Source organism: Micromonospora sp. WMMB235 (assembly GCF_001855515.1).
Lineage (GTDB): Bacteria > Actinomycetota > Actinomycetes > Mycobacteriales > Micromonosporaceae > Micromonospora > Micromonospora aurantiaca.
The window spans coordinates 1,642,742-1,668,886 of the sequence record NZ_MDRX01000001.1 but is presented as its reverse complement, the minus strand read 5'-3'; the positions used below and the strand labels follow the sequence as shown (position 1 = coordinate 1,668,886).

The window sequence follows — 26,145 nt, the reverse complement described above, 5'->3', positions numbered from 1 at the left end:
CTGTCAATTGACGGCGACGCGCGCGAAACGTTGTCGGCGCAGCTCCGCAACGCTCTGCGCGGCCGGATCACCGACGGCACGCTGCGCCCCGGGACGCGCGTCCCGTCGACCCGGCAGCTCGCGACTGATCTCGGCGTGTCCCGGACCGTGGTCGTCGAGGCGTACGAACAGCTCTGCGCCGAGGGCTACCTGACGTCGCAGCGCGGTTCCGGCACCTCGGTGGCGGACTCCGCGCGCGCCGGTGTCGCCTCCGCGCTCACCGCCGACGAGGCGCCCGCGCCGGAGGTGTGGGACCTGCGCGCCGGCGGCACCGACGTGTCCACGTTCCCGCGCCAGGACTGGATCCGCTGTGTCGGCGCGGTGCTCCGCTCGGCCGGGCCGCGGGAACTGGGCTACGCCCCGCCGTCCGGTCTGCCGCCGGTCCGCCGCACGCTCGCCGGCTACCTCGGCCGGGTCCGGGGCGTCCGCGTCCGCCCCGAGCACCTGATGATCACGTCCGGCTTCGCCCAGGGGCTGGCGCTGCTCTGCCGGGTGCTGCGCGACCAGGGACACGAGGCGATCGGCGTCGAGGATCCCGGGCACCCGGGGGAGTGGGCGTTCATCGCCGACGCCGGGCTGCGGCCGGTGAGCGTGCCGGTGGACCGGGAGGGCATCCGCGTCGACGAGCTGGCCGCCACCGGCGTACGCGCCGTGCTCACCACCCCGGCCAGCCAGTTCCCCACCGGCGCTCCGCTGAGCCGGCGGCGCCGGGAGCAACTGCTCGACTGGGCGCGGGCGGTGGACGGGTACGTCGTCGAGGACGACTTCGACGCCGCGTTCGTGGCACCGGCGCAGCGGATGCCCGCGTTGCAGAGCGTCGCGCCGGACCGCGTGGTCTACGCGGGCAGCGCCAGCAAGGTCCTCGCCCCGGCGCTGCGGCTCGGCTGGCTGGCCGCGCCGACCGGGCTGGCCGCCTCGATCGAGCGGGTCCGGGCCGGCTGGGACATCGGCTGCTCCGGGCTGGACCAGCTCGCCTTCGCGCGGCTCGTGGACACCGGCGCGTTCGACCGGCACCTGCGCCGGCTGCGCGCCGAGTTCCAGCGCCGCGGCCAGGCGGTACGCCAGCACGTCGCGCGCCACCTGCCCGGCGTGGCGCCGCTCGACGCCAGTGGCGGCCTCCAGACGTACCTGGTGCTGCCCCGCTGGTGTGCCGAGGAGTCCATGGTGGCCGCCGCGCGGCGCCGGTCCGTGCTGGTTCGCGGCGGCCGGTTCTACGCCCTGCGCGCCGACGACCGGCCACCGGCGCTGGTCATCGGGTACGCCGGGGTGCGCGGCGCCGAGCTGGGCCGGGGGCTGGCCGGGGTCGCCGCTGCCTACCGCGACGTGACCGCCCGTCACGCGACCGGTGTCAATGCGCGGCGGGTCGCCGATTCCGACCGAAGGACCGGCTTGACAGCGTGATCGTTGATTAGGTTAGCCTAACCTCCGTGACGAGCAGAACGGTGCGAGCCGACGGCTTGAGCGGCAGCGACCTGCGGCTGGGCTACCACGGCACGACGGTGGTGCACGACGCCGCCATCACGCTGCGGCCCGCGGCGGTGACCGCGTTGGTCGGCCCCAACGGCAGCGGCAAGTCGACGCTGCTGCGCGGGCTGGCCCGCCTGCACCCGCTGGAACACGGCGAGATCGTGCTGGCCGACGGCACGCCGGCCCGGGCGCTGTCCGCCCGGGACTTCGCCCGCCGGGTCACGCTGCTCGCGCAGAGCCGCCCCACCCCCAGCGGGGTGACGGTGCGGGACGTGGTCGGGTACGGCCGGCACCCGTACCGGCAGCGGTGGCGCGCGAACGACCTCGACGGACCGGCCGCGATCGACCGGGCCATGCGGGTGACGGGCGTCGACGGCATGGCCGGCCGGCCGGTCGACGAGCTGTCCGGCGGCGAGCTGCAACGGGTCTGGCTGGCCACGTGCCTGGCCCAGGACACCGCGATCCTGCTGCTGGACGAGCCGACCACGTTCCTGGACCTGCGCTACCAGGTGGAGATCCTCGACCTGATGCGCGAACTCGCCGACACCGCCGGCGTCGCCGTCGGTGTGGTGCTGCACGACCTCAACCAGGCCGCCGCCGTCGCCGACCAGGTGGTGCTCCTGCACGAAGGCCGGGTCCGCGGCGCCGGCACGCCGCACGAGGTGTTCACCGAGGAGGCGCTCACCGAGGCGTACGGCATCCGCGTCGAGGTGAGCGTCGACCCGGTCACCAACCTGCTCTCCACTCGTCCCGTCGGCCGGCACACGACCCGCGTCTCCGCCTGACCGACTCCTGCACACAGAAGAGAAACCGATGCTGCGTACCCGTCTGACCCTGCTCGCCGCCGCCGCGGCGAGCGCGCTGCTGATCGCCGGCTGCGGCACCACCGAGGAGCCCGCCGCCGCACCGTCCCCCTCCGACGCCGCGTCCACCGGCCCGGTCACCGTCACCGACAGCCGGGGCAAGACCATCACCCTCAAGAGCCCCGCCACCAAGGTCGTCGGCCTGGAGTGGGGCGAGGTGGAGATGCTCGTCGGCCTCGGCGTGATGCCGGTCGGCGTGGCCGACCCGAAGGGGTACGCCACCTGGGTGACCGCCGCCCCGCTCGACGCGAGCGTCAAGGACGTCGGCACCCGGGGTGAGCCGAGCGTCGACTCCATCGTCGCCCTCCAGCCGGACCTCGTGGTGATGGAGGCCGAGCGCGGCTCCGCCGTGGTCACCCAGCTGGAGAAGTACGTCCCGGTGCTGGTCACCAAGGGCAGCGACGCCTCCGACAACATCGGCCGGATGCGCGCGGACCTGAAGATGATCGCCACCGCGACCGGCCGTACCGCGCAGGCGGACAAGCTGCTCGCCGACTTCGACGCCGCGATCGCCGACGGCAAGAAGAAGATCGCCGACGCCGGAGCGGCCGGTAAGCAGTTCGCCATCGCCGACGGCTGGAAGGAGGGCAGCACCGTCTCGATCCGGATGTTCGGCCAGGGCGCGCTCGTCTCCCAGCTCGGCATCCAGCTCGGCCTCAAGAACGCCTGGACCGGCAAGACCGACGAGATGTGGGGCCTGGGCCAGACCGACGTCGAGGGCATGACCGTCCTCAAGGGCCAGGACGTGCACTTCTTCTACAACGCCTCGGACGGCACCGACGTGTTCGCCGACGGCCTCGCCGGCAACGCGATCTGGCGTTCCCTGCCGTTCGTCCAGCAGAACAAGCTGCACAAGATGCCCAACGGCATCTGGACCTTCGGCGGCACGCTGTCCGCCAAGCAGTACATCGACGAGCTGGTCAAGGTCTACACGGCTTGAGCGCGATGACCGCCCCCGCCCCGCCGGGGCCGGCCACCCGGCCGGCCCCGGTCGGGCCGCCGCCCGCCCGGCGCAGCCGGGTGGCCGGCGCGTTCGCCCTCGCCGCCGCGCTGCTCGTCGCGATCACGGCGGTGCACCTCACCCAGGGCACCTCCTCGGTGGGAGCGCTGGACCTGCTCCGGCTGCTCACCGGCGGCGACGACGAGACCGCCAGGGTGCTCGTCGCCTCCCGCCTGCCCCGGCTGCTCACCGGCCTGGCCGTCGGCGTCGCGCTCGGCTTCGCCGGCGCGGCGTTGCAGTCGACCACCCGCAACCCGCTCGCCTCGCCGGACACGCTCGCCGTCAACGCGGGCGCGCACCTGGCGATCGTCTCCACCGCCGCGTTCGGGATCGCGCTGCCCGCGCTGCCCGCGGGCGGGCTGGCGTTCTGCGGCGGACTCGCCGCCGCCTCCCTGGTCATGCTGCTCTCGGCCGGCGGTCAGGCCGCCACCACCCGGCTCATCCTCGCCGGCTCGGCCACCGCGATGGCGCTCTCCTCGCTGACCATGCTGCTCATGCTGCTGTTCGAGCAGGCCACCATCGGCCTGTTCGCCTGGGGCAACGGCTCGCTCGTGCAGGGCGACCTGGTCGCGTTCACCCAGCTCGCCCCCGTGATCGGGGTCGCCGCGCTGGTGCTCGTGGCCCTCGGGCACCGGCTGGACCTGCTCGCCCTCGGCGACGACACCGCCACCGTGCTCGGGCTCAACGTGCGCCGTACCCGGCTGACTGTCGTGCTGCTGGCGGTGCTGCTCTCCGCCGCGGCGGTCACCCTGGCCGGCCCAATCGGCTTCGTCGGCCTCGGCGCGCCGGTGATCGTCCGGCTGCTCGGCCGGTGGGTGCCCGAGGTGCACCGGCACCGCATCCTGATGCCGCTGTCCGGCATCGTCGGCGTGGTCATCGTGCTCGGCTCCGACGTGCTGCTGCGCGCCGTGCTCGGCGGGCAGGCCGGAGTCGACGTGCCGACCGGCGTGGTGACCACGCTCTTCGGCGCGGTGCTGCTGGTCTGGCTGGCCCGCCGCCACCGCGACGCCGGACCGACCCGGCAGGCGCCGGGCGGCCACGCCGCCGTCCGCTCCCGCGGCTTCGTCGCCACCGTCGTCGCGGTCTGCGCGGTGGTCGTCACCGCCGCGCTGGTGCTCGGCATGCTCGCCGGTGACACGTGGGTGCTGCTCGGGGACATCGTCAACTGGGTGCAGGGCCGCACCGGACCGGCGTACACCTTTGTGCTGGACGCCCGCTGGCCGCGGGTCGCCGCGGCGCTGCTGGCCGGCGCCGCGCTGGCCCTGGCCGGCACCACCGTGCAGGCGGTGTGCCGCAACCCGCTGGCCGAACCGGGCATCCTCGGCATCACCGGCGGCGCCGGCATCGGCGCGGTGTCGCTGCTGACGTTCGCGCCGATGGCCGGCGTGCTCGCCCTGTCCGGCGCCGCCGGTCTCGGCGCGGTCGTCGCGTTCGCGCTGGTCTACGGCCTGGCCCGGCGGCGGGGGCTCAACTCCGACCGGCTGGTGCTGATCGGGTTCGCGGTCTGGCAGGGCGGTACGGCGATCATCACGTTCATCGTGGTGTCGTCCGACCCGTGGAACACCGGCAAGGCGCTGACCTGGCTGTCCGGCTCCACCTACGGGCGTACCGCGCCGCAGGTGCTGCCGGTGGCGATCGCGCTGCTGATCGCGCTGCCGGTGGTCGCCGCCGTGCGCCGCGAGCTGGACCTGCTCGCCCTCGACGACGACACGCCCCGGGTGCTCGGCGTCCGGCTGGAACGTGCCCGGCTGGTCGCGCTCGGCCTGGCGGCGCTGCTCACCGCCACCGCCGTGTCGGCGGTCGGCGTGATCGGCTTCGTCGGCCTGGTCGCGCCGCACGCGGCCCGGGCGCTCGTCGGCGGGCGGCACACCCGCGTCCTGCCGGTCGCGGTGCTGCTCGGCGCCACCCTGGTCAGCCTCGCCGACACGCTCGGCCGCAGCGTCATCGCCCCCGCCCAGGTCCCCGCCGGTCTGGTCACCGCCATGATCGGCACCCCGTACTTCGTCTGGTTGCTGTGGCGTTCCCGCGCCGCGGCAGCCGCCCGTTAGCCCGTTCACCGACGCAGCCCCCACCGGCCGTGAGAGGAATGACGCATGACCAGCACCCTGGCCGTCGCGCCCTGGCGAGTCTTCACCGTCGAGGTCCGCGCGCTACGCCGGCTCGGCCCGTCCTTCCTGCGGGTGACGCTCACCGGCCCGGACCTGGACCGGTTCGCCGACAACGGGTACGACCAGCGGATCAAGCTGGCCCTGCCGCCGGTCGACGGCGCGCCGGGGGAGCTGCCCGACGGGCCGGACTGGTTCCCGCGGTGGCGTGAGCTGCCGGACGCGCTGCGCAGCCCGATCCGCACGTACACGGTCCGCGCCGTCCGGCCGGAGGCGTACGAGGTGGACGTGGACATGGCGCTGCACGGCGACGGCGGCCCGGCCACCCGGTGGGCCCGGCGGGCGCGTCTCGGCGACCGGATCGCCGTCGTCGGCCCGGACGCCGGGTGGGACGGCCCGCACGGCGGGGTCGAGTTCCAGCCGCCGGCCGGCGCGACGCTGCTGCTGGCCGGCGACGAGACCGCCGCGCCGGCGATCTGCGCGATCCTGGAGCGGTTGCCCGCCGAGGCGCGCGGGCACGCGCTGGTGGAGGTGCCGGAGACCGGCGACGAGCTGCCCTGCCGGGCGCCGGCCGGCGTCACCGTGACCTGGCTGCCCCGCGACGGCGCCCCGCACGGCAGCCGGCTCACCCCGGCCGTGACAGGTCTGGCCGGGCGGCTGGTGCCGGTACCGGTCGCGGTGGCCGCCGCGCCGCTGACCGAGGTGGACGTGGACCGGGACATCCTCTGGGAGGTGCCGGAGCGGCCCGACGGCGCGGCGCTCTACGCCTGGCTGGCCGGGGAGGCGGCGGTGATCCGCGGCCTGCGCCGGCACCTGGTCACCGAGCGGGGCATGGACCGGCGCGCGGTGGCGTTCATGGGCTACTGGCGGGCCGGTCGCGCGGAGAACTGATCGTCCCCACCACCGACGGAAGCGGGCCGGCGCGATGCGCCGGCCCGCTTCTGTGATGCCGTCAGTCGCGCCGTGCGTACGGGGCGAGCGGGTTGACCAGCGTGCCGGCGAACTGCAACGCGGCGGACGGGTCGGACAGGTCCACCATCTGCTGGTTGTTGCGCAGCTGGAGCCGGTTGAGGCAGGACAGCGTGAACTCCGGCGCGAACAGGTCGTGTCGGCGCATCCGGTCGGCCAGGTGCGGCACCGTCGCGGCGTAGCCGGCGGCGCACGCGGCGACGGTGCGCCAGAACTCGTCCTGGTCGAGGACGCCCCGGGTGTGCAGGGTGGCGCTCAGGTGCCGCAGGAAGCAGTCGAACACGTCGGTGAAGATGGACAGGATCTTCTCGTCCTCGGGGATCGCGGCCCGGATCCGCCGCACCCGCTCTGGCAGGTCCGCCTCCGGGTTCATCACCACGATCTCCTCGGCGATGTCCTTGAAGACGACCCGCTCGACCACGCCGTCGTGCAGCACCAGGATGACGTTCTCGCCGTGCGGCATGAACGCCAGGTCGTGGGCGTACAGGCTGTGCAGCAGCGGCACCAGGTAGGCGTCCAGGTAGCGGCGCAGCCAGTCGGCCGGCGCCAGCCCCGACTCGTCGATCAGCGCGGCCGCGAGCGACCGCCCGTCCCGGTCCAGGTGCAGCAGCGAGGCCATGGTGGCCAGCCGCCGCCCGGGTTCCAGCCCTGGTACCGGGCTCTCCCGCCAGAGCGCCGCCAGCATCTTCCGGTACGGGGAGTACCTGTCGGTCGCCGCCTCGTACTGCCGGTGCCGGTAACCGATGGCGGCCCGCTCCCGGATGATCGACAGTCCGGTGCGCTTGAGCACCGGGTCGCCCTCGATCAGCCCGGCCAGCCAGTCGTTGATCGCGGGCGTCGCCTCCATGTACGCGGCGGACAACCCGCGCATGAAGCCCATGTTCAGCACCGACAGCGCGGTCTTCACGTAGTGCTTGGCCGGGTCGGTGACGTTGAAGAAGGTACGGATGGACTGCTGCGCCAGGTACTCGTCCGGCCCTTCGCCGAGGCAGACCAGCCGGCGCCGGGCCACCTCACCGGCGAACGTGACGGCGAGCTTGTTCCACCACTGCCACGGGTGCACCGGGACGAACAGGTAGTCGGCCGGGTCCAGGCCCAGCCCGGTGAGCGTGGCGGTGAACCCGGCCAGCGTCTGCTCGCCCAGCTCGGCCCGGACCAGCGTGTCGTAGTCCAGGTCGTCGGCGCAGGTGAACGTGGTGTGGTCGCGGTGCGCGGCGAGCCAGAGCAGCCGTACCGGCGCGGCGGCCTCCGGGGCGTACGCGTGGTATTCGTGCACTCCGAAGCCGATGCGGCCGTTGTTGGCCACGAAGCAGGGATGCCCCTCGGTCATGCCGGTCTCGATCGCCTGGAAGTCGGCGGCGGCCAGCTCGGCGGCGCTCAGCGCGGGCTTCGCGAGCTTGTACGCGGTCCCGGCCAGCGTGGAGGTGATCTCCTCCAGGTAGACCGGCAGGATCGCGTCGGTGAGGCCGAGCGCGCCGCGCAGCTCCACGCACAGGTCCACGGCGTCGGGCGGCAGCTCCGCGCCGTCGCGGCGGCGCACGATGCTGTCCGCGTCGACCTCCCAGTGGTCCAGCGCCAGCCGCTGCGCGGCGAACCGGTACTCGACGCTGCCGTCGTCGCTGCGGACCAGCCACCGTCCCGGGCCGTCGGGCTCGGGGGTGATCAGGCGCTCGTGGGCGAACTCGGCGAGCGCCTTGCGCACCAGCAGCCGGTTGGCCGTCGCCCACGCCTCGGGGGTCAGGTGGTCCACGGATGCGCTGGCGTTCACGCCGGTGCCCCTTCCTCGCCTGTGGGCGCGCCGGTGGCGGCCCGGAACTGGTCCCGGGTGCAGACGCTGAGCAGCGCCTCCTTCTCGGGCTTGCGGATCGGGCCGACGACTGTGAAGCCGACTGCCGCGTTGAGCGCGTGCACGGCGGTGTTGCGCACGTCCGGCTCCACCACCACCCGGCGCGTCGCCGGGTCGGCGAACAGCCAGGCCATCACCGTGGTGATGACGGCACGGGTGAAGCCGTGCACCGGCGTGTCGGCGGGTGCGCAGAGGAAGTGCATGCCCACGTCGCCGGGCTCCGGGTCGTACAGGCCGACCAGCTCCACCCGGGCCGGGTCGTACCGCTCGGCCAGGAACGCCGGAGCGCCGCGCCACGAACCCAGGTACGCGTCGTGGTGCGGATGGTCGGCGATGCGCCGGTACTCGGCGGCGACGGCGTCCACGTCGGCGTCCTGCATCAGCCAGAACGCGGACTTGGGATGGGTGACCCAGCGGTGCAGCAGCGCGGCGTCGGCGTCCGGGTCCAGCGGGCGCAGCGTGAACTCGCCCAGCGCGTCGTCGACGCGGGTGAAGGTGGTCATGCGGGCGCTCATGCCGGCGCTCCGGCCGGGGCGCCGAACTCCTGGAACGCGATGGTCTTCTCCACCGGGTAGTGCTCCCGGCCGGTCATCTCCCGGATCAGCCACGAGTTGCGGTACGGACCCATGCCCAGGTCGGGCGAGGTGATGCTGTGCGTGTGGGTGCCGCCGTTCTGGAGGAACACGCCCCGGCCGGTGTGGTCGATGCTGTAGTTGCGGGCCACGTCGAAGCGGCCGTGCGCGTCGAAGCGGAGCCGGTCGTGTACCGGCGCGAGGAACTCCGGCACCCGGTAGTGGTAGCCGGTGGCCAGCACCAGTCCTTCCGTGTCGAGGGTGAACGCGCGGTCCTGCTCGGTGTGGCGCAGCCCGAGCCGGTAGCGGCCGTCGGTGTACGCCGCCTCGACCAGCTCGGTGTTGGTCAGCAGGCGCGTCGGCGCCGGTCCGTGCAGGCTCTTGGCGTACAGCAGGTCGTAGATGTCGTTGATCAGGTCGGCGTTGATGCCCTTGAACAGCGGCTTCTGCGCGGCCTCCAGCGCGTAGCGGGTCGGCTCGGGCAACGCGTGGAAGTAGTCCACGTAGTCCGGCGAGGTCATCTCCAGCGTGAGCTTGGTGTACTCCAGCGGGAAGAACCGGGGCGAGCGGGTCACCCAGGTGAGCTGGTAGCCGTGAGTGTCGATGTCGCCGAGCAGGTCGTGGTAGATCTCCGCGGCGCTCTGGCCGCTGCCGACGATCGTGATGCTGTCCTTGGCCCGCAGCGCCTCCCGGTGCTCCAGGTAGCGCGAGTTGTGGATCATGTCGCCGCCCAGGCCGGCGCAGGCGGGCGGCAGGTACGGCGGCGTGCCGGTGCCGAGCACGAGGTGCCGGGCCCGGTGGGTGACCGGCCCGTCCGGCGTGTCCGCGTGCACCACGTACCGGTCGTCGCTCTCGTCGTACTCGACAGCGGTGACGCTGTGCCGGAAGCGCAGGTTCGGCAGCTTCCCGGCGGCCCAGCGGCAGTAGTCGTTGTACTCGGCGCGCAGCGGGAAGAAGCTCTCCCGGATGTAGAACGGGTAGAGCCGTCCGGTCTCCTTGAGGTAGCTCAGGAACGAGTACGGCGAGGTCGGGTCCGCGAGCGTGACTAGGTCGGCGATGAACGGCGTCTGGAGCCGGGTGGATTCGAGCAGCATGCCGGGATGCCAGTCGAAGCTGTCGCGGGCCTCCAGGAACAGGCCGTCGAGGTCGTCGATCGGCGCGGTGAGGCAGGCCAGGCCGAGGTTGTAGGGGCCCAGCCCGACGGCGATGAAGTCGTGGGTCGACATGGGGATTCTCGTTCTCCTCGACGGGGGTCAGACCGGGCAGGACAGCTCGGCGGCGGCCGCGGTCCGGGCGTACCAGGCGGCGTGGTCGGCGATGAGGTCCAGCACGTGGGCGACGTCGTCCACTGTGGTCTCGGGGTTGAGCAGGGTGAGCTTCAGGTGGTGGGCGCCGTCGACCTTGGTGCCGGCGACCAGGGCCGCGCCGGAGGCGGCGAGCGCGTCGCGGGCGTGCAGGTTGGCCTCGTCCACCAGATCGGGGGCGAGACCGGACGGCCGGTACCGGAAGACCACTGTGCTCAGCTGCGACGGCGCGGCCACCTCGAAGCGCGGGTCGGCGTCCAGCCGCCGCCACGCCTGCGCCGCGAGGTCGACGACCTGGTCGAACAGCGTGCCGATCGCGTCCGGTCCCATGATCCGCAGGGTCAGCCAGAGCTTGCACGCGTCGAACCGGCGGGTGGTCTGGATGCTCTTGTCGACCTGGTTCGGGATCCCCTGCTCGACCGCGCGGACCGGGTTGAGGTAGTCGGCGTGCCAGGTGGCGTGGCGCAGCACCCGGCCGTCGCGGACCAGCAGCGCGCTGGAGCTGACCGGCTGGAAGAACGACTTGTGGTAGTCCACCGTCACCGACGCGGCCCGTTCGATGCCGTCGAGCAGGTGCCGGCGGGTGGGTGAGACCAGCAGCCCGCAGCCGTACGCGGCGTCGACATGCAGCCAGACCCCCGCGGCGGCGCAGATGTCGGCGATCTCCGGCAGCGGGTCGACGGTGCCGAAGTCGGTGGTGCCGGCGGTGGCGACGACGGCCATCACCACCTGACCGTCGCGGTGGCAGCTGTCGATCGTGCGGGCCAGCTCGTCGGTGCGCATCCGGCGGGTGGCGTCGGTGGGCACGGTGAGCACCGCGTCGGCGGCCAGGCCGAGCAGCTTGGCGGCCTTCTGCACGCTGAAGTGCCCGGCCGCGGAGGTGAGGATGCGCAGCCTGGACAGCACCTGCGGCCGGTCCGGCCGGCCGGTCGCGCCGCCGCCGCCCACCACAGTGCGGTACGCCTCCTCGCGCGCCAGCAGCATCGCCTGGAGGTTCGACTGGGTGCCGCCGCTGGTGAAGACCCCGTCGGCGGTGGCGCCGAGCCCGATGCGCCCGGCGGTCCACTCGATCAGGCGCCGCTCCATCAGCGTCGCACCGGCGCTCTGGTCCCAGGTGTCCAGTGAGGAGTTGACGGCGCTGAGCACCGCCTCGCCGAGCAGCGCCGGGATGACCACCGGGCAGTTCAGGTGGGCCAGGTAGCGCGGGTGGTGGAAGTAGACCGCGTCACGCAGCCACACGTCGTGCAGCTCGTCCAGGGCGGCGTCGGTGTCGCCGAGCGGCCGGTCCAGGTCGATCGCACCGATGAGCGGCGCCAGCTCGTCGGGCGTGACGCCGGTGAACGGCCGGTCCGCCTCGCCCACCCGGCGGGCGACCCGGTCGACGCCGCGCGCCAGCACGTCCCGGTACCGACCGAGCGAGCCGGCGTTGAACAGGTGGCCGCGTGCCGTGGCGGCGGCGCTGCCGGTGTCGGCGGGCGCGGCGCCGGTCGGGCTCCCGATCGAACTCATGCGACTTCCCAGCGGTCGTACGGACAGGACGCGCGGCGATCAGCCGCGGCGATCAGGTTAGGTTAGGCTGGCCTAACTAGCAAGCACGACTCGGGGTGCTTTGTCCCGCATGTACCGCCGGTTGGCGCCCCGCCCGCGTCGCGGTAAGGTCGCCCTCGGTTAGGGGAGGTTATCCTAAGTTGACTGTCGAACGGAACCGTCGCCCGGCGCGCCGAGGCGGCGCGAGACGATGACATACGTCGATCGCGATCAGTGGGGCGTGCCCCAGCTGTGGGCCGGCGACGTCGACGCGCTGGCGCGTCTGCAGGGGCGTGTCGCCGCTACCGACCGGGCCTGGCAGATCAGTGTCGAACGTTGGCGCGCCGAGGGTCGCCTGGCCGCCCACGTCGGCCCGGCCGAGCTGGCGTGGGACCGGTTCGCCCGCCGCGTACGGCTGGACGACACCGCCCGGCGCTGCTACGAGCGGCTGGACCCTGACACCCGGCGGTGGATCGAGGCGTACGTCGACGGGGTCAACTCCGGACTCGCCGAGGGCGCCGCCGCCGCGCCGGAGTTCGCCGCCACCGGCACCGCGCCCGAACCGTGGCACCCCTGGTCACCGCTCGGCGTGTTCCTCGTCCAGCACGTGCTGTTCTCCACGTTCCCGAACAAGCTCTGGCACGCGCACGTGGCCCGGACGCTCGGCCCCGAGGCGGCCGGACTGTTCGCGGTCGAGGGACCGGCCTCGTCCGGCAGCAACGCCTGGGCGCTGCCCGCCGACCCGGCCACCGGGCGCGGCCCGCTGATCGCCGGTGACCCGCACCGGCTGCTCGAACTCCCCGGCGTCTACCAGCAGGTCCGGCTGGCCTGCCCGGAGTTCGACGTGGTCGGTCTGGCCTTCCCCGGCGTGCCGGGCGTGCCGCACTTCGGCCACACCGGCCACGTGGCCTGGGCCGTCACCAACGCGATGGCCGACTACCAGGACCTCTACCGCGAACGGCTGCGCCGCGACGGTGACCGCGTGCTGGTGCGCGACGCCGACGGCTGGACGCCCGCCGCGTGCCACGTCGAGGAGATCGAGGTTCGCGGCGGCGCCCCGGAGACGGTCGAGGTGATCGAGACGCCCCGCGGGCCGGTGATCGACCACGACCGGGTCACCGGCGAGGCGATCGCCCTGCGCACCCCGAGCCGGGTCGAGGCCCGGCTCGGCTTCGAGGCGTTGCTGCCGCTGCTGCGTGCCCGGCGTACGGGCGACGTCGCCGACGCGCTGCGCCACTGGGTCGAGCCGGTCAACAGCGTGCTCGCCGCCGACACCGGGGGAGGCGTCCGCCGCCTGGTCGCGGGCCTTGTCCCGGTACGCGACGAGCGGTGCCGCCGGGAACCCGTGCCGGCCTGGGAGCCGGCCTACCGGTGGCGGGGCGGCTACCTGCCGCTGGTCGACGAGCCGGTCGACGGCGTGGCGGTGTGCGCCAACGACCGGCGCGACGACGTCGCAGCGCACGGTGCCGACTTCGCCCCGCCGCACCGGGCCCGCCGGATCCGGGCGCTGCTCGCCGACGGCGCCGAGCCGTCCACAGTGCACACCGACGACCGGCTCCCGGCCGGACCGCTGTACCGGCTGCTCGACCGGCTCGACCCGGATTGGCTCGACGAACCCGCCCGCGCGCTGCTGCTGCGGCTGCGCGGATGGGACCGGGCGATGGCGGCCGGCTCGGCCGGGGCCGGCGCGTACGCGGCCTGGCGGGCGGCGCTGGCCCGGCGGTTGCGCGTACACCCGAGGTTGCGTGGCCTCGACGAGCCGTGCGGGTTCGACGAGCTGTTCGCCCCCTGGACCGACCCGGCCGCCCGGATCGGCCTGGCGCTGGACCACCTGGCCGCCGCCCTCGGCGCGGACCTCGCGGAACCGGCCGCCGAGGCGCTGGCCGAGGTGGCCGCCGGACCGGCGCCCGGTGAGTGGGGCGGCCGGCACCTGCTGCACCCGGTGCACCTCGGCGTCGCCCCGGCGATCACCGACGCGGTGACAGCGATGCGGCGGCGGGTGGCACTCGGCGGCGACACCGACTGCGTGCTGGCCACCTCCAGCGTGCCGGGGATCTCCGACGCCTGCTGGCGCGGCCCGGTGGCCCGCTACGTGTGGGACCTGACCGACCGGGCGGCCAGCCGCTGGATCGTCCCCTTCGGCGCGTCCGGGCGCCCGGACGACCCGCACTTCGCCGACCAACTGACCCACTGGGCCGCCGGGACGCTGATCCCGGTGCCCGACGGCCCACTGACGGGAGACGAGACGACGTGATCCACCTGGAACGGATCCCCGGCCTCGGCGAGCTGGCACTGGAGCCGGTACGCCCCGACCGGCACGCCGACCTGCTGCACGGCTGGGTGGTCCGGCCCCGCAACCGGTTCTGGGGCATGGGCTCGCACACCGTCGACGAGGTACGCGAGATCTACGCGTTCGTCGACGGCCTGGAGACCCACCACGCGTACCTGATCCGGCTCGACGGCGAGCCGATCGGGCTGTTCCAGACCTACCAGCCGGAGGCGGACCCGGTCGGCGAGCGCTACCCGGTGCAGCCCGGCGACGTGGGGACGCACCTGCTGCTCGACGCGCCCCGGCCGTACCCGGGTTCGCTGACCGGCGCGGTCTTCCCGGCCCTGATCCGGTTCCTGCTGCGCGACCCGGCCGCGCGCCGCGTGGTGGTCGAGCCGGACGTGCGCAACGACGCGATGCTGCGCCGGCTGCGCATCGAGGGCTTCACGCTCGGCGACGAGATCGACATGCCGGACAAGCGGGCCCGGCTGGCGTTCCTCACCCGGGACCGGTTCGAGGCGGACCACCCTCCGGCGTGACACCCGTCCGCGTCACGGTCCGGTGGCGCGCAGCCGCCCGGCCAGGTCCCGCACCGTCTCGGCGTACGCCGGGTCGTCCTCGGACGGGAGGTGACCCTGGATCGGCGGCGGGACGCTGTCCCAGGCCGGCGCCACCAGGCTCTCCGGATCCCGGAGACGGCGATCCACCGCCGCCTCCGGGCCGCTGACGCGGGCCGGCTCGTCCGCGCGGTGCGGGGAGAAAATCCATCCGCCCAGCGCGTCGGTGTCCCGCCACAGGTTGCGCCACCGCCACCCCACCCGGCCGCCGATCCCGCGCAGCATCTCGTCGCCCACGTAGGCGGGGAACAACCGGGCGTAGAGCCGGCGCAGCGGCGAGCTGTAGGTGAGCAGGGCGACCCGTGCGCTGATCTCCGCCGGCAGTTGCAGGACTGTCGCGGCGACGAGCACCGATCCGTGGCTGTAGCCGGAGAGCAGCACCCCGCTGCCGCTGTGCACCAGGTACGTGATCCGCCGGGCCAGCTCCGGCACGGCCCGCTCGGCGTAGCAGGGCGGGGCGAACGGGTGCGCTGCCCGGGGCCAGAACGTGGCCAGGTCGAAGAGCACGCCGACGTGGTGCCGGAACCCGGGGCTGCGGTAGGCGAAGACCCCGGCGACGACCAGGGCCAGCACCGCCGCCGAGATCGCCACCCCGCCCACCTCGATGCCGAACATGACCAGCTCGGCCGGGACGTGCGTGCGGCGTTCCAGCGTCTCGCCCGGCTCGGGACGGACCAGCGCCATCGCGGTGGTCGCCGCGCCCGCCCCGGCCATGACGGCGAACAGCACCGCCAACGGCACCATCAGGTCGGTGAACCGAGCCCGGACGATCATCGTCCGGACCTGCCGCAGCCGCGGCGCCGCCTCGGTCGGCGGCGCCGGGAAGTCCCGCTCGACGATCGCCTGGGCGGCCCGCGTCCGGCCGCGCCGGGACACCAGCGCCACCACTGCGGCGGCCGCCAGCGTGACCAGCAACGCCCGGAAGAAGCCGTAGATCGCCCAGGTGTACGCGCGGGCCGGACCCGGTATGTCGTCCGCCGGGGACACGCCCCGGTCCAGCAGGTCGGCGGTGCGCTGGACCAGCTCGGCGGAGTACGCGACCGCGAGCCCGCCCGCCGCCGCCGCGACCACGAGCGCGCCGAGCCCGTTCGGCGGCCGGTGGCCGCGTACCCGCAGGCGGTGCCAGAGCAGCACGGCCCCCAGGGCGCCCAGCAGGACCGCGTGCGTCACCAGCAGCCAGGTCAGGATCGAGCCGTAGCCGGGCAGGCCCCCGCCGGTACGCCAGCGTGCCGGGGCGAACAGCAGGTACCCGGCCACCACGACGGTGAGCCCGACCGCTGTGGCGCGCAGCGCACGGGCGACCCGGTCACGTCGCGGGTCGGTGGGCGCCCGGTCGACGAGCGGCGGAACGCAGACCAGTACCACGCAGGCGAGCAGCACCGCGCCGGTGACCGCCAGCAACGCCGCCACAGTGGGCGGGACACCCTGCGCGGCCCGGGCGGCCAGCAGACAGCCGTCGAGGGTGGCGAAGGCCGCCGCGATGTGGATCGAACGCAGCCGGCCCATCAGCGGCTCGGCGTCCCACTGGCCGATCGTGCTCAGCGGCGGCCCGGCGGACGCCCGCTCCGGCGCCCGGAACGCGGTGAACGAGCGACCCGGCCGCCGGGCGCCCCACCAGACCAGGCTCACCGCGGCGGCCGGGACCAGCGCCAGCACCACGAGCCGCAGCCCCACCGGCCGCCCGCCCATCCAGGACAGCCACTCCCGGTCGGCGATGCAGGCCGGGACGGACAGGCACTGCCAGGCCACCAGGTCCAGCGCCACCCCGGCGCCGGCGAGCACGTACAGCGCGGTCAGGCTCAACCCCAGCACCCGGCACAGCGCCCGCACGACCGCGCCGCCGACCGCGTCCCCCGGCCGCATCCACACGGCCACGTTGAGCAGCATGAAGGGCATCAGGAACAGCAGCGAGAGGGTACGCAGCGCGGTGCCGGACGGCAGGTCGTTCCACTGGTACGCCTCCAACGTCACCCCGCTCGCCCCGTGCTCGTCGGCGTGTCCGTGACGGGGACGGTAGAAGCCGGCGCTGCGGTCACCCGCGACCTGCCGGACCAGCGGCCGGTCCAGCACCTCGGCGGCCCCGCCCGCGGAGACCCCGTGCACCCGCAGCTCCACCACCTCGCCCGACGGCGCCTGTGCCCGCCCTGGTCCAGCCGTCATCGACCCTCCGCGACGTCCCGGCCGCCCACGCCGCCTGCACGGCCCGCCCTCGGGTGGCGCAGCGTCCTACCCGGCCGGGCCGGGGGCAAACGCCCGCGGGCCGGGCGGGCGGGCCGTTCGAAGCCGCGCCGTGCGGGTAACCGCCGCCGGACGTACTCGGAAGGGAGCCCGCATGACCGGCACACCATCACCGCGCGGCGCGGCCGGATGACGGGGGCCGCGGTGGCGACCCGGCTGCCGCCGATCGACGTCCACCGGTGGGTGAACTCCGCGCCGCTGACGCCGCAGGAGCTGCGCGGACGCGTGGTCCTGGTGGACGTCTGGGAGTACACCTGCGTGAACTGGATCCGCACCGCCCCGTACGTGCGGGCCTGGCATCGCGACTACCGCGACCTGGGGCTCACGGTGATCGGCGCGCACGCGCCGGAGTTCGCGTTCGGCCGGCTGCCGGAGAACATCGACCGGGCGATCCGCGACCACGGGCTCACCTACCCGATCGCGATCGACGACGACTACACGTTCTGGCGGGCCCTGCGCAACGACGCCTGGCCGGCCAGGTACCTCTTCGACGCCGACGGGCGGCTGGCCGACCGCTGGATCGGCGAGGGCGGCTACGACCGGACCGAGGCGCTGATCCGGCGGCTGGTCGAGGCCGCCACGCCCACGCCCGCGCTGCCGCCGGTCACCGCGGAGGTGACCGCGTTCGTGACGAGCCCGCAGCCCACGTACGCCGGGATCACCCCGGAGACCTATCTCGGCGCCGACCGGGGTGTGCCCGGCACGTACGCGCTGACCGGCGACTGGCGGGTCGAGGGCGAGTACGTCGAGACGGGCAGCGCCGGGGCGGAACTGGTCCTGCCGTTCACCGCCGGTGAGGTGAACCTGGTGGCCGACCCGGGACCGGAGGGACCGGCAGCGGTTCGGGTGCTGCTGGACGGGAAACCGGCCGGTGACGCGCGCGGCGCCGACGTGGACCCGGACGGCACGGCCGTCGTCGACCGGGCCGCGATGATCCGGCTGGTGGAGGGCGCGACGCCGGGGGAGCACCGGCTCACCCTGCGCGCCGAGCGGCCCGGTCTCCGCGCGTACGTCTTCACGTTCGGTCCCTGACCCGACCCGAGGAGGACAACCCGTGGCCGTCAAGACCATGACGCCGACGCGTACCGCCGCCGGCATCCGCGACTTCCGCGTCGACGTGCCGGAGGCGGACCTGGAGGACCTGCGGAACCGGATCGCGGCCACCCGCTGGCCGGAACGGCAGACCGTGGACGACCAGTCGCAGGGCGTCCCGCTGGAGACCAGTCAGGCGCTCGCCCGCTACTGGGCCACCGGGTACGACTGGCGCAAGGTCGAGGCGCGGCTCAACGACCTGCCGAACTTCGTCACCGAGATCGACGGCCTGGACATCCACTTCATCCACGTACGCTCGCCGCACCCCGACGCGCTGCCGCTGATCGTCACGCACGGCTGGCCCGGGTCGGTGATCGAACAGCTGAAGATCATCGGTCCGCTCACCGACCCGACGGCGCACGGCGGCCACGCCTCGGACGCATTCCACCTGGTGATCCCGTCGATGCCCGGCTACGGCTTCTCCGGCAAGCCGGACCGGCCCGGCTGGGATCCGCAGCACATCGCCCGCGCCTGGACCGAACTGATGCGGCGGCTGGGCTACACCCGGTTCGTGGCCCAGGGTGGCGACTGGGGCGCGCTGATCACCGACATGCTCGGCGTGCAGGCGCCGCCGGAACTGGCCGGCATCCACACGAACATGCCGTGCGTGGTGCCGCCGGACGTCGACGCGCTGTTGCAGACCGGCATCACCGGCGTGAACAACCCCCTCGCCGACCTGCCGTCCGGGCTCTCGGCCGAGGAACGGGCCGCCTGCGAGCGGATCGACTTCTTCTGGAAGCACTCCGCGTACGCGCTGATCATGACCACCCGCCCGGAGACCCTGACGGCGCTCGCCGACTCGCCGGTCGGGCTGGCGGCGTTCATGCTCGACCACGACGCCGCGAGCCTGGACCTGATCTGCGCCGCGTTCGCCGGCCGGCCCGGCGGCTTGAGCCGCGACGACATCCTGGACAACGTGACGCTCTACTGGCTGACGAACACGGGTGTGTCCTCGGCCCGGCTCTACGCACAGAACGCGCTGTCGTTCTTCGCCGCCAAGGGCGTGCAGGTCCCGGCCGCGGTGAGCCAGTTCCCGGACGAGATCCTGCTCGCGCCGCGCAGCTGGGCCGAGCGGGCGTACCCGAACCTGATCCACTACAACACGCTGGACCGGGGTGGGCACTTCGCCGCCTGGGAGCAGCCGGAGCTGTTCGCCCAGGAGATGCGGGCCGCCTTCCGGTCGCTGCGCTGACCGACGGCGGACGCGGCCGGGTGGGGCGCCCACCCGGCCGCGTCGGTACGCCCGGGGTCAGACCTCGGTCAGCCGGACCGCGTCGGCGATGACCAGGCCGGCGGCGGAGCTCCATCGGCTGACCGCGACGCGGTTGGCGTCCCCGGCCGGCAGCGTGAACGTGCCGAGCGAGCGCCACTGCCCGCCGGTCGCCCGCTGGTCGACCACTACCGTCCGGTTGCCGGTGGTGGTGGCGACGACGTACGGCGTGGCCGCGTTGTAGCCCGCGTTCGCCGGCCACCACGCCTCGACCCGGTAGTTGCCGGTGCGGGGAACGTTGAACTTGTACCAGGCCGCGTCGCTCGCGGCGACCGGGTCCGCGTAGCGGTAGTCGGCGCCGTAGCGCTGCCCGGAGTACGTCGAGGTGCCCCAGCTCGCGCTCGCGGTGAACCGGCCCGCCGTCGCGTTGTCCACGATCGACGTCCAGCCGGTGCCACCGCCGGCCATCTTGGCGGCGACGTCGGCGCGCATCGTGTTCAGGTCGATGAAGGACGGGTCGATCTTGCCGGTGGTGCTGGTCTCCCGGTGGCCGCGGGCGTAGCTGGAGTCCCGGCCGAGCCGCTTGAGCACGGCGGCGGTGGCCGCGATGCTCGCGTTGTACTGGGCGGTGGTCATCCGCTGGTCGACACCGTTGTAGTCGATCTCCCACCCGATCATCAGGGTGTTGCCGTCCCCGGCCGGGATCGGGCCGCTGCCGCCGCTGGTGCCGGCGTGGTTGCACCGGCCGGCGGAGATCACGTGGAACACGCCGTGGTAGTCCACGAGCGCCTGGCAGAGCGGGCCGGGCAGGTCGGACCGGCCGTTGATGCAGATGTTCAGCGCCGGGTGCGGGTTGGTGGCGCTGGACGTGGCGGCGGTGTGGTGCCAGAGCACGCCGATCGGGTCGAACGAGCCGGAGCGCATCCGGTTGAGCCAGTCGCCCTCGACCACGACCTGTACGCCGGCGCCGCGCAGCACGTCCACCAGCCAGGGAATGGTGGCCATCACTGCTCCCCGAGCAGGTCGGCGAGGCACTCGGCCTTCGGCGCGGCGTGCGCCGTACCGGGACGGACGGCCACCGCGAGGGCGGCGGCCACCAGGGCGGGTACGCCGAGCAGACCTCGGCGTCGCAGACGGGGGGATCGTGACGTGGGCATGGCGCTCCTCGGGTGACGGCGCTTCACCGATCGACGGATGTGAGTGCGGGCACGCTATACCGGCATCTGCCGTTCTGTCGATACCCTTCAATGATCGTTTCTGTCGTGAAAACTTTCGCCATCATCATCTGTCGTCATCCGTCGATGCGTGGTAGAAATCCTGCCCAAGTCTCGCCGTCGAGCGAGGAATCCTTCACAGGAGGGGCGCCGATGAGAGCGATCGCCACGGCCCTGACACTTCTCGCCGTGCTCGCGGCCGCGGCCGTACCGGGGCAGGCTTCGGCCGTCCCGGCCCGCGCCGGGACACCGGCTGTCGCCGAGCCGCAGCCCGCCGCCGGGACAGCGGCCACCGTCGCCGCGGTCGGCCCGCAGCCCGGCACCTTCACCGGCAAGGGCTTCGACACCTGCACCGCGCCGTCGCAGGCCGCGATGGACGCCTGGCTGACCGCGTCGCCGTACCGCGCGGTCGGCGTCTACATCAGCGGCGGCAGCCGGACGTGCGCCCAACCCAACCTGACCGCGACCTGGGTCGCCGACCAGACCCGCAAGGGCTGGCGGCTGATCCCCATCGAGCTGGGCTACCAGGCGCCGTGCGGCACCCGTACGCCGAAGATGTCCGCCGACCCGGCCACCGCCCGCGGGCAGGGGAGGACCGCGGCGGACAGCGCGGTCGCCGCGGCGGTGGCGCTCGGCATCGGCACGGGCAGCACGCTCTACAACGACATCGAGCAGTACCCGTCGAACGCGAGCTGCCGGGCCGCGGTGCTCTCCTTCCTCTCCGGCTGGGTCGAGCGCCTGCACACGCGCGGCTACCTCGCCGGCATGTACTCCAGTGGCTCGTCCGGCATCACCGACGTCTGCGCCGCCTACCACGACACCCGGTACCTGCGCCTGGACCAGATCTGGATCGCCTGGTGGAACGGCGTCGCGGACACCGACGGGGGCACGTACTGCGCCGACGACCGCTACGCCGACCAGCAGCGCCTGCACCAGTACGCCGGGGACGTCACCGAGACGTGGGGCGGCGTGACCATGAAGATCGACCGCAACTACCTGGACGTACGGGCCGGCACCCCGCCCGCGACGTGGAGCGTCACAGTCGACAACGCCACGTCGGGCGGGTTCAGCGCGGGCGCCGCCTGGGGCACCTCCGCGTACTCCGGGCAGCGCTACGGCGCCGACTACCGCTTCGCCGCGCCGGTGGCGTCCAGCGACGTGGCCTGGTTCCGGGCGAGCCTGCCCGCGACCGGCTCCTACGAGGTGTCGGTGTGGTACCCGGCCGACCCCGGCTACAACGACCGCACCCCGTACCTGGTGGCCACCACGACCGGCAACCGGTCGGTGGCGGTCGACCAGCGCACCGGCGGCGGGCGCTGGGTCTCGCTCGGCGTGTTCACGCTCGCCGCCGGGACCGGCGACAAGGTCGGGGTGAGCCGCTGGAGCGCCGGCACCGGTTACGTGGTCGCCGACGCGGTCCGCATCACCCGGGCGTGAGGCCGCACGCCGGTGAGCCGGTCCCGCCCGAGCGGGACCGGCTCAACCGGGCCGGGTCAGCTCAGGTGCGCCAGCAGGGCGGTGGCCATGCCCTGCTCTCCCCGGGCGTTGGGGTGGAACGGCGCGGCGGCGTTCTGCGGCACCAGCCCCTCCACCCAGCGGGTGCCGCTGCCCTTGCACGAGTCCCGGCCGATCGACGGGGTGTAGACGTCGGCGTAGCTCGCGCCGCCCGCCGCCGCCGTGTCGGCCAGCATCGTGTTGAGCGCCTTCTGGACGCCGCGCAGGTACGGCACGTCCTGGTAGGCGATCGGCACCACCGGCCAGCAGCCGTAGCCGCTGTCGGGCAGGATCGCCGGGTACCCGAGCACCACCACGCGCGCGTTCGGCGCGGCCTGGCGGACCGCCCGCAGCACGGCTGCCACCTTCGGCGCGGCGGCGGCGATCCGGGCCCGCAACTGGTCGGTGCCGCCCGCGGTGAACCGGTTCTTGCAGGGCGAGCCGAGCGGGCTGCTCACGCTCGCCTCGGCGCAGTCGCTGATGATGCCGGAGAAGCCGATGTCGTTGCCGCCGATCTGGACGGTCACCAGCGCGGTGGCTGGCGTGACGGCGTTGACCTGCGGCGGCAGCGCGATGCCCAGCGCCCCGTCGCCGCCGTACAGGATGTCCTCGGTGGTGGCTCCGGAGCAGCTCACGTCGGCGAACGACGAGGAGCCGGCGGACGCCGCCACCAGGGACGGGTAGTTGCGGTTGGAGCGCAGGCAGTTCAGGTCGACCTGGGTGGGCACGAGCGGTGCGGAGGTGTAGGAGTCGCCGAGCGCGACGTAGCGACCGGCGGGTGCGGCGGCGACGGCGGGTGCGGCGGCGGTGAGCAGCATGCCGGCGGCGGCCGCGACGAGCGCGGTCATCCGGCCGGCGGTCCGCAGGAGCGGCAGGCGGGGACGGTTCATGGGGCCCTCCCGGAGGGGTCCTGGTGGTGGTGCTGGGATTCTGTCCGCGCCTGTGACGTGCGTCAATATCGATGAACCTCATTAAATGACGGTCCAGGATGTGGTCCGCCGCCGTCCGGCCGAGCGGCCGGAGGTGTCGCGTACATCACACTTTTCGGCGTCGCCGATGTCGGGTACAGGTCGGTCGCCGATCGGTCGATCCGTTGCGTCCCAACGGTCCCCGGCCCGTCACGCCTGATGGGCGGCCGGATGCCGGATCCGGGCACGTACGCACCGGAGTGACCCCGGCACGGCTGGTGAAGAACGTATCGAATGTCGGCGATCGTGAATTTGCAGGCGTCATTACGCTGCGGGGTGGTTGATCGCCGGAACCACGGACGACAGGTGGAAGAACCTCAGATGAGTGACAATCACCCTCCCTACGGAGGCTATCCGGACCCGAACGCCGGAGCGTGGGGCAACCAGCCCGACCCGAACGCCCCGTACGGCGCGCAGCCGGCCTCCGGCGCGCCCTACGGTTCGCAGCCGGCGTCGGGTGCGCCCTACGGTTCGCAGCCGGCGTCGGGCGCCCCCTACGGCGCCCAGCCCGCGTCGGGTGCGCCGTACGGTGCCCAGCCCGGGTCGGGTGCGCCGTACGGCGCGCAGCCCGCGGCGCCGTTCCCCGGGCAGCCGGGCTACCCCGGGCCGGCGCCGTACGCGCCCACCCCGCCGCCCCCGAGCGGAGGCAAGAGCAAGGGGCTCATCGTCGGCCTCGCCGCGGGCGCGGTCACGCTGACGCTGCTGTGCTGCGGCGGCGGGCTCGCCTACGTCGCCTTCAACGGCGACGAGGAGGACCCGAAGCCGGTGGCGTCGGGCAGCGCCACCCCCGGGCCGGACACCAGCCCGTCCGCGACCCCCAGCGCGGACGGCCCGGAGTCGACCGGGCCGGACGGGCCCTCCAACAACAACTCGATCACCGCGCGGTACGCCAGCGAGATGTCGGCGGTATGCGACGGGGGAGCGATCCTCAACGCCGCCCCGTACACCGCGCCGGCGGGCTCGAAGGCGTACGTCTTCTCCAACTCCCCGGACCGGCCGTCGTTCTGGTCGCAGAAGACGGTCAGCTCGGCCAAGCCGTACTACGCGAAGTCGGCCGACTTCGCCACGGTGTCCGTCATCGGCTGCCTCAAGATGGTCGAGGGCAGCGAGGGCACGCCGAAGAAGTGCCAGTACAAGAACAGCGAGGACAAGGTCGTCACCGTCGACTACATCTCCTCGCGGTACACCCTGACCTTCCACGCCGCCAAGACCGGCGAGAAGGTCGGCGACGGCGGCACGGTGACCGCGCCCGCCGCCCGGTGCCCGAGCTTCATCTCCTACAACAAGGTGACGATGAAGTCGTACGCGTCCCCGGACAGCGGCACCATCGAGGCCGCGCTGGACCGCTTCCTCAAGTAACGACACCCGGATCGCGGTGTGCGGGTCTCGCCGACCCGCACACCGCGATCGGTGTTCAGGCCGGAAGCGGCCGGCCGTGCGCCTCCACGCACTCGCGGGCGAAGAGCCGCAGCAACTCCGGCAGATGGAAGCGCTCGGCCGGGGCGCAGGAGTCGACCGGCACCAGCAGGTTGTGCTGGATCAGGTGCTCCACCATCCGGTTGGCCTGCTGCCGGGGCAGGCGCAGGATCTCCACCGCGCTGGCCGGGGTGATGAACGAGTCGGCGCGGGCCAGCGCGTGCAGCGCCAAGCGGGCGTCGACGTCCAGCGCCTGGTAGCTGACCGACAGGCTGCCGCGCACCGAGATGTCCCCGACCGCCAGCTCCGACAGCCGGTTCTCCTCGTCCTCCAGGTGCGCGGCGAAGCCGGGCAGGGCCACGTCGGGCTGGGTGACGAGCCGGCTGCCGACGATCCGCAGCGCCAGTGGCAACTGGTCGCAGGCCGCGGCGATCCGGCCGAACACCTCCGGCTGCTCACGTACCCGGCGCTCGCCCGCGATCGTGGCCAGCAGCTCCACCGCGTCGGCCCGGTCGAGCGCGCCGAGCGTCAACCGCCAGCCCACGTCCAGGTCCAGCAGGCGCTGCCGGCTGTTGATCAGGACCAGGCTGCGGCCCGCCCCGGGCAACAGCGGGCGCACCTGCTGCGCGCAGTCGACGTCGTCGATGATGAGCAGCAGCCGCCGGCCGGCGAGCGCGCACCGCAGCACGGCGGAGCGCTCCCGGATGTCCTCGGACACGTCGGTCAGCGGTACGCCCAGCTCGACCAGCAGCTCCCGGATCAGCTCCCCGCTGCCGCGCGGCGGCTCGTCGCCGCTGTCGAAGCTGACGAAGAGCTGACCGTCGGGAAAGAGGTCGGCCAGGTCGTACCCGCTGCTCACCGAGAACGACGACTTGCCGACGCCCGGCGCGCCGGAGACGAGCACGACACCGGCGTGCTCGTCGGCGCCGGCCGGGTCGGCGATCCCCTCGGCGATGGCGCGCAGCTGGCCCGCAGTGGTGTCCCGGCCGACCAGGGACGGCGGCTTCATCGGCAGGGCCTGCGGGCTGGTCGGCGGGCCGGGCGGCGACACGGGCCCGGCGCCGAGGGCCGTGGGCCGGCCGGACGGTGGGCGGACCTCGGCGGAGTCCGCGTCCAGCGCGGTCTGGAGGGCGCCCTGGAGCGTGGGGCCGGGGTCGACGCCCAGCTCGTCGATGATGCCGCGCCGGGCCTGCTGGTACGCGGCCAGCGCCTCGGCCACACGCCCCTCCCGCGTCAGCGCGGTCACCAGCTGCGCCTGCCGTCGTTCGTCGAGCGGCTCCTCGGCCACCATCCGGCGCAGCGACGGGATGACCCGCGCCGGCTGCCCCAGCCGCAGGCGCAGGTCGATCAGCTCCGTCGTCATCTCCCGGTGCTGCTCCCGTAGTGCCGTGACGGTCGCGCCCAGGTCGGTGCCCAGATCCGTCAGGTCCTCCAGCGGGTGCCCGCCCCACAGGTCGACCGCCCGGTCGAACAGGTCGGCGGCGGCCTGCGGCCGGTCGCTCCGGGCGGCCCGGCGGGCCTCGTCGGCGAGCCGACGGAACCGCAGCAGGTCCAGCTCGTCCTCGTCGACCCGCAGGTGGTAGCCGGTGCCGTCGTGGACCAGCCGGCCGGCCGAGTCACCGCCGCGGTCCAGCGTCTGCCGCAACCGGTGCACGTACGTGCGCAGGTTGCGTACCGCCGACGCGGGCGGCGACTCCGGCCAGAGGCCGTCGACCAGCCGGGAGGTGGCGACCGTGCGCCCCGGACTCAGCAGCAGCACGGCGAGCAGGAGGCGGGGCTTGGTGCCGGTCAGCATGACGGGGCGGTCGCCCGCGTACAGGCTCAACGGACCGAGAACACTGAACCGCATGGATGTCGTCCCCCGCTCCGGCGCACCGTCCACAGTGTGGTGTGTAAGGCTGGGTTTCCCACCTTCGGCCGGGGAATGCATCGCTC

20 protein-coding genes are annotated in these 26,145 nt (G+C 73.8%); 11 read left to right on the top strand and 9 right to left on the bottom strand.

The features are described from left to right. The first annotated feature begins 30 nt into the window (after positions 1 to 30). Genes BFV98_RS07235 through BFV98_RS07215 form a run of 5 tightly spaced genes read left to right on the top strand, consistent with a single transcriptional unit; the run spans position 31 to position 6,365 of the window. On the top strand, positions 31 to 1,440 hold the full coding sequence (locus tag BFV98_RS07235; protein ID WP_255368045.1) for a PLP-dependent aminotransferase family protein: 1,410 nt from the start codon (positions 31 to 33) through the stop codon (positions 1,438 to 1,440). 41 nt (positions 1,441 to 1,481) lie between these two features. Then, positions 1,482 to 2,291 (top strand): ABC transporter ATP-binding protein, encoded by an 810-nt coding sequence (locus BFV98_RS07230; protein WP_013285755.1) that lies wholly within the window; start codon positions 1,482 to 1,484, stop codon positions 2,289 to 2,291. A 28-nt stretch (positions 2,292 to 2,319) separates the two neighbouring features. Then, positions 2,320 to 3,309, top strand: a complete 990-nt coding sequence (locus BFV98_RS07225; RefSeq protein ID WP_071095548.1) for an iron-siderophore ABC transporter substrate-binding protein — start codon at positions 2,320 to 2,322, stop codon at positions 3,307 to 3,309. A 5-nt stretch (positions 3,310 to 3,314) separates the two neighbouring features. Continuing rightward, complete coding sequence (locus BFV98_RS07220) at positions 3,315 to 5,417, top strand: iron ABC transporter permease (RefSeq protein ID WP_013285757.1); 2,103 nt, start codon at positions 3,315 to 3,317, stop codon at positions 5,415 to 5,417. Between the two features lie 45 nt (positions 5,418 to 5,462). Continuing rightward, positions 5,463 to 6,365 (top strand): siderophore-interacting protein, encoded by a 903-nt coding sequence (locus tag BFV98_RS07215; protein ID WP_013285758.1) that lies wholly within the window; start codon positions 5,463 to 5,465, stop codon positions 6,363 to 6,365. A 61-nt stretch (positions 6,366 to 6,426) separates the two neighbouring features. Here the strand turns inward: BFV98_RS07215 and BFV98_RS07210 are convergent, their stop codons facing one another. The 4 genes from BFV98_RS07210 to BFV98_RS07195 are packed head-to-tail and all read right to left on the bottom strand — an operon-like array spanning position 6,427 to position 11,674. After that, on the bottom strand, positions 6,427 to 8,211 hold the full coding sequence (locus BFV98_RS07210; RefSeq protein ID WP_071095546.1) for an IucA/IucC family siderophore biosynthesis protein: 1,785 nt from the start codon (positions 8,209 to 8,211) through the stop codon (positions 6,427 to 6,429). Further along, entirely contained in the window at positions 8,208 to 8,792 is a 585-nt protein-coding gene (locus BFV98_RS07205) for a GNAT family N-acetyltransferase (protein WP_030268817.1), read from the bottom strand. The genes BFV98_RS07210 and BFV98_RS07205 overlap by 4 nt, the downstream gene beginning before the upstream one ends. Positions 8,793 to 8,800: 8 nt before the next feature. Then, positions 8,801 to 10,087, bottom strand: a complete 1,287-nt coding sequence (locus BFV98_RS07200; RefSeq protein ID WP_030268820.1) for a lysine N(6)-hydroxylase/L-ornithine N(5)-oxygenase family protein — start codon at positions 10,085 to 10,087, stop codon at positions 8,801 to 8,803. Between the two features lie 27 nt (positions 10,088 to 10,114). Next, positions 10,115 to 11,674, bottom strand: coding sequence for an aspartate aminotransferase family protein (locus BFV98_RS07195; protein WP_030268822.1), 1,560 nt, complete (start codon positions 11,672 to 11,674; stop codon positions 10,115 to 10,117). A 229-nt stretch (positions 11,675 to 11,903) separates the two neighbouring features. Here BFV98_RS07195 and BFV98_RS07190 point away from each other — a divergent pair, with 229 nt between their 5' ends. Both BFV98_RS07190 and BFV98_RS07185 read left to right on the top strand, forming a co-directional pair. Then, a complete protein-coding gene (locus tag BFV98_RS07190) occupies positions 11,904 to 13,946 on the top strand; it encodes a penicillin acylase family protein (protein WP_071095544.1) in 2,043 nt (680 codons plus the stop codon). Beyond that, on the top strand, positions 13,943 to 14,500 hold the full coding sequence (locus BFV98_RS07185; protein WP_071095542.1) for a GNAT family N-acetyltransferase: 558 nt from the start codon (positions 13,943 to 13,945) through the stop codon (positions 14,498 to 14,500). The genes BFV98_RS07190 and BFV98_RS07185 overlap by 4 nt, the downstream gene beginning before the upstream one ends. A 12-nt stretch (positions 14,501 to 14,512) precedes the next feature. Here the strand turns inward: BFV98_RS07185 and BFV98_RS07180 are convergent, their stop codons facing one another. Next, positions 14,513 to 16,738 carry a hypothetical protein gene (locus tag BFV98_RS07180; RefSeq protein ID WP_071095540.1) on the bottom strand — a complete coding sequence of 742 codons (2,226 nt, stop codon included), beginning with the start codon at positions 16,736 to 16,738 and terminating at the stop codon, positions 14,513 to 14,515. A gap of 207 nt (positions 16,739 to 16,945) precedes the next feature. Between BFV98_RS07180 and BFV98_RS07175 the strand changes: the two genes are divergently transcribed. Next, entirely contained in the window at positions 16,946 to 17,848 is a 903-nt protein-coding gene (locus tag BFV98_RS07175) for a redoxin (RefSeq protein WP_071095538.1), read from the top strand. A 22-nt stretch (positions 17,849 to 17,870) separates the two neighbouring features. Beyond that, entirely contained in the window at positions 17,871 to 19,100 is a 1,230-nt protein-coding gene (locus BFV98_RS07170; RefSeq protein WP_083395239.1) for an epoxide hydrolase family protein, read from the top strand. Between the two features lie 57 nt (positions 19,101 to 19,157). Here the strand turns inward: BFV98_RS07170 and BFV98_RS07165 are convergent, their stop codons facing one another. Then, positions 19,158 to 20,123 (bottom strand): N-acetylmuramoyl-L-alanine amidase, encoded by a 966-nt coding sequence (locus BFV98_RS07165; protein WP_013477199.1) that lies wholly within the window; start codon positions 20,121 to 20,123, stop codon positions 19,158 to 19,160. Continuing rightward, a complete protein-coding gene (locus tag BFV98_RS32210; protein ID WP_013285768.1) occupies positions 20,123 to 20,275 on the bottom strand; it encodes a hypothetical protein in 153 nt (50 codons plus the stop codon). Before BFV98_RS32210 ends, BFV98_RS07165 begins: the two co-directional genes overlap by 1 nt. Positions 20,276 to 20,485: 210 nt before the next feature. On the opposite strand from BFV98_RS32210, the gene BFV98_RS07160 reads away from it, so the two are divergent. After that, on the top strand, positions 20,486 to 21,769 hold the full coding sequence (locus BFV98_RS07160) for a glycoside hydrolase domain-containing protein (protein ID WP_071095536.1): 1,284 nt from the start codon (positions 20,486 to 20,488) through the stop codon (positions 21,767 to 21,769). A gap of 56 nt (positions 21,770 to 21,825) precedes the next feature. Here the strand turns inward: BFV98_RS07160 and BFV98_RS07155 are convergent, their stop codons facing one another. Next, positions 21,826 to 22,716, bottom strand: a complete 891-nt coding sequence (locus BFV98_RS07155) for an SGNH/GDSL hydrolase family protein (RefSeq protein WP_071095534.1) — start codon at positions 22,714 to 22,716, stop codon at positions 21,826 to 21,828. A 399-nt stretch (positions 22,717 to 23,115) separates the two neighbouring features. Here BFV98_RS07155 and BFV98_RS07150 point away from each other — a divergent pair, with 399 nt between their 5' ends. After that, a complete protein-coding gene (locus BFV98_RS07150) occupies positions 23,116 to 24,153 on the top strand; it encodes a hypothetical protein (RefSeq protein WP_071095532.1) in 1,038 nt (345 codons plus the stop codon). Positions 24,154 to 24,208: 55 nt separating this feature from the next. Here BFV98_RS07150 and BFV98_RS07145 read toward each other — a convergent pair whose 3' ends face one another. After that, positions 24,209 to 26,059, bottom strand: a complete 1,851-nt coding sequence (locus tag BFV98_RS07145; protein ID WP_071095530.1) for an AfsR/SARP family transcriptional regulator — start codon at positions 26,057 to 26,059, stop codon at positions 24,209 to 24,211. Positions 26,060 to 26,145 lie beyond the last annotated feature (86 nt).

What these genes read in the sequence shown, in the direction of transcription:
- BFV98_RS07225 (WP_071095548.1), top strand. Translation starts at nt 2,320, where the DNA reads ATGCTGCGTACCCGTCTGACCCTGCTCGCCGCCGCCGCGGCGAGCGCG.
- BFV98_RS07220 (WP_013285757.1), top strand. Translation starts at nt 3,315, where the DNA reads ATGACCGCCCCCGCCCCGCCGGGGCCGGCCACCCGGCCGGCCCCGGTC.
- BFV98_RS07215 (WP_013285758.1), top strand. Translation starts at nt 5,463, where the DNA reads ATGACCAGCACCCTGGCCGTCGCGCCCTGGCGAGTCTTCACCGTCGAG.
- BFV98_RS07205 (WP_030268817.1), bottom strand. Translation starts at nt 8,792, where the DNA reads ATGACCACCTTCACCCGCGTCGACGACGCGCTGGGCGAGTTCACGCTG.
- BFV98_RS07200 (WP_030268820.1), bottom strand. Translation starts at nt 10,087, where the DNA reads ATGTCGACCCACGACTTCATCGCCGTCGGGCTGGGCCCCTACAACCTC.
- BFV98_RS07195 (WP_030268822.1), bottom strand. Translation starts at nt 11,674, where the DNA reads ATGAGTTCGATCGGGAGCCCGACCGGCGCCGCGCCCGCCGACACCGGC.
- BFV98_RS07190 (WP_071095544.1), top strand. Translation starts at nt 11,904, where the DNA reads ATGACATACGTCGATCGCGATCAGTGGGGCGTGCCCCAGCTGTGGGCC.
- BFV98_RS07180 (WP_071095540.1), bottom strand. Translation starts at nt 16,738, where the DNA reads ATGACGGCTGGACCAGGGCGGGCACAGGCGCCGTCGGGCGAGGTGGTG.
- BFV98_RS07175 (WP_071095538.1), top strand. Translation starts at nt 16,946, where the DNA reads ATGACGGGGGCCGCGGTGGCGACCCGGCTGCCGCCGATCGACGTCCAC.
- BFV98_RS07165 (WP_013477199.1), bottom strand. Translation starts at nt 20,123, where the DNA reads ATGGCCACCATTCCCTGGCTGGTGGACGTGCTGCGCGGCGCCGGCGTA.
- BFV98_RS32210 (WP_013285768.1), bottom strand. Translation starts at nt 20,275, where the DNA reads ATGCCCACGTCACGATCCCCCCGTCTGCGACGCCGAGGTCTGCTCGGC.
- BFV98_RS07160 (WP_071095536.1), top strand. Translation starts at nt 20,486, where the DNA reads ATGAGAGCGATCGCCACGGCCCTGACACTTCTCGCCGTGCTCGCGGCC.
- BFV98_RS07155 (WP_071095534.1), bottom strand. Translation starts at nt 22,716, where the DNA reads ATGAACCGTCCCCGCCTGCCGCTCCTGCGGACCGCCGGCCGGATGACC.
- BFV98_RS07150 (WP_071095532.1), top strand. Translation starts at nt 23,116, where the DNA reads ATGAGTGACAATCACCCTCCCTACGGAGGCTATCCGGACCCGAACGCC.
- BFV98_RS07145 (WP_071095530.1), bottom strand. Translation starts at nt 26,059, where the DNA reads ATGCGGTTCAGTGTTCTCGGTCCGTTGAGCCTGTACGCGGGCGACCGC.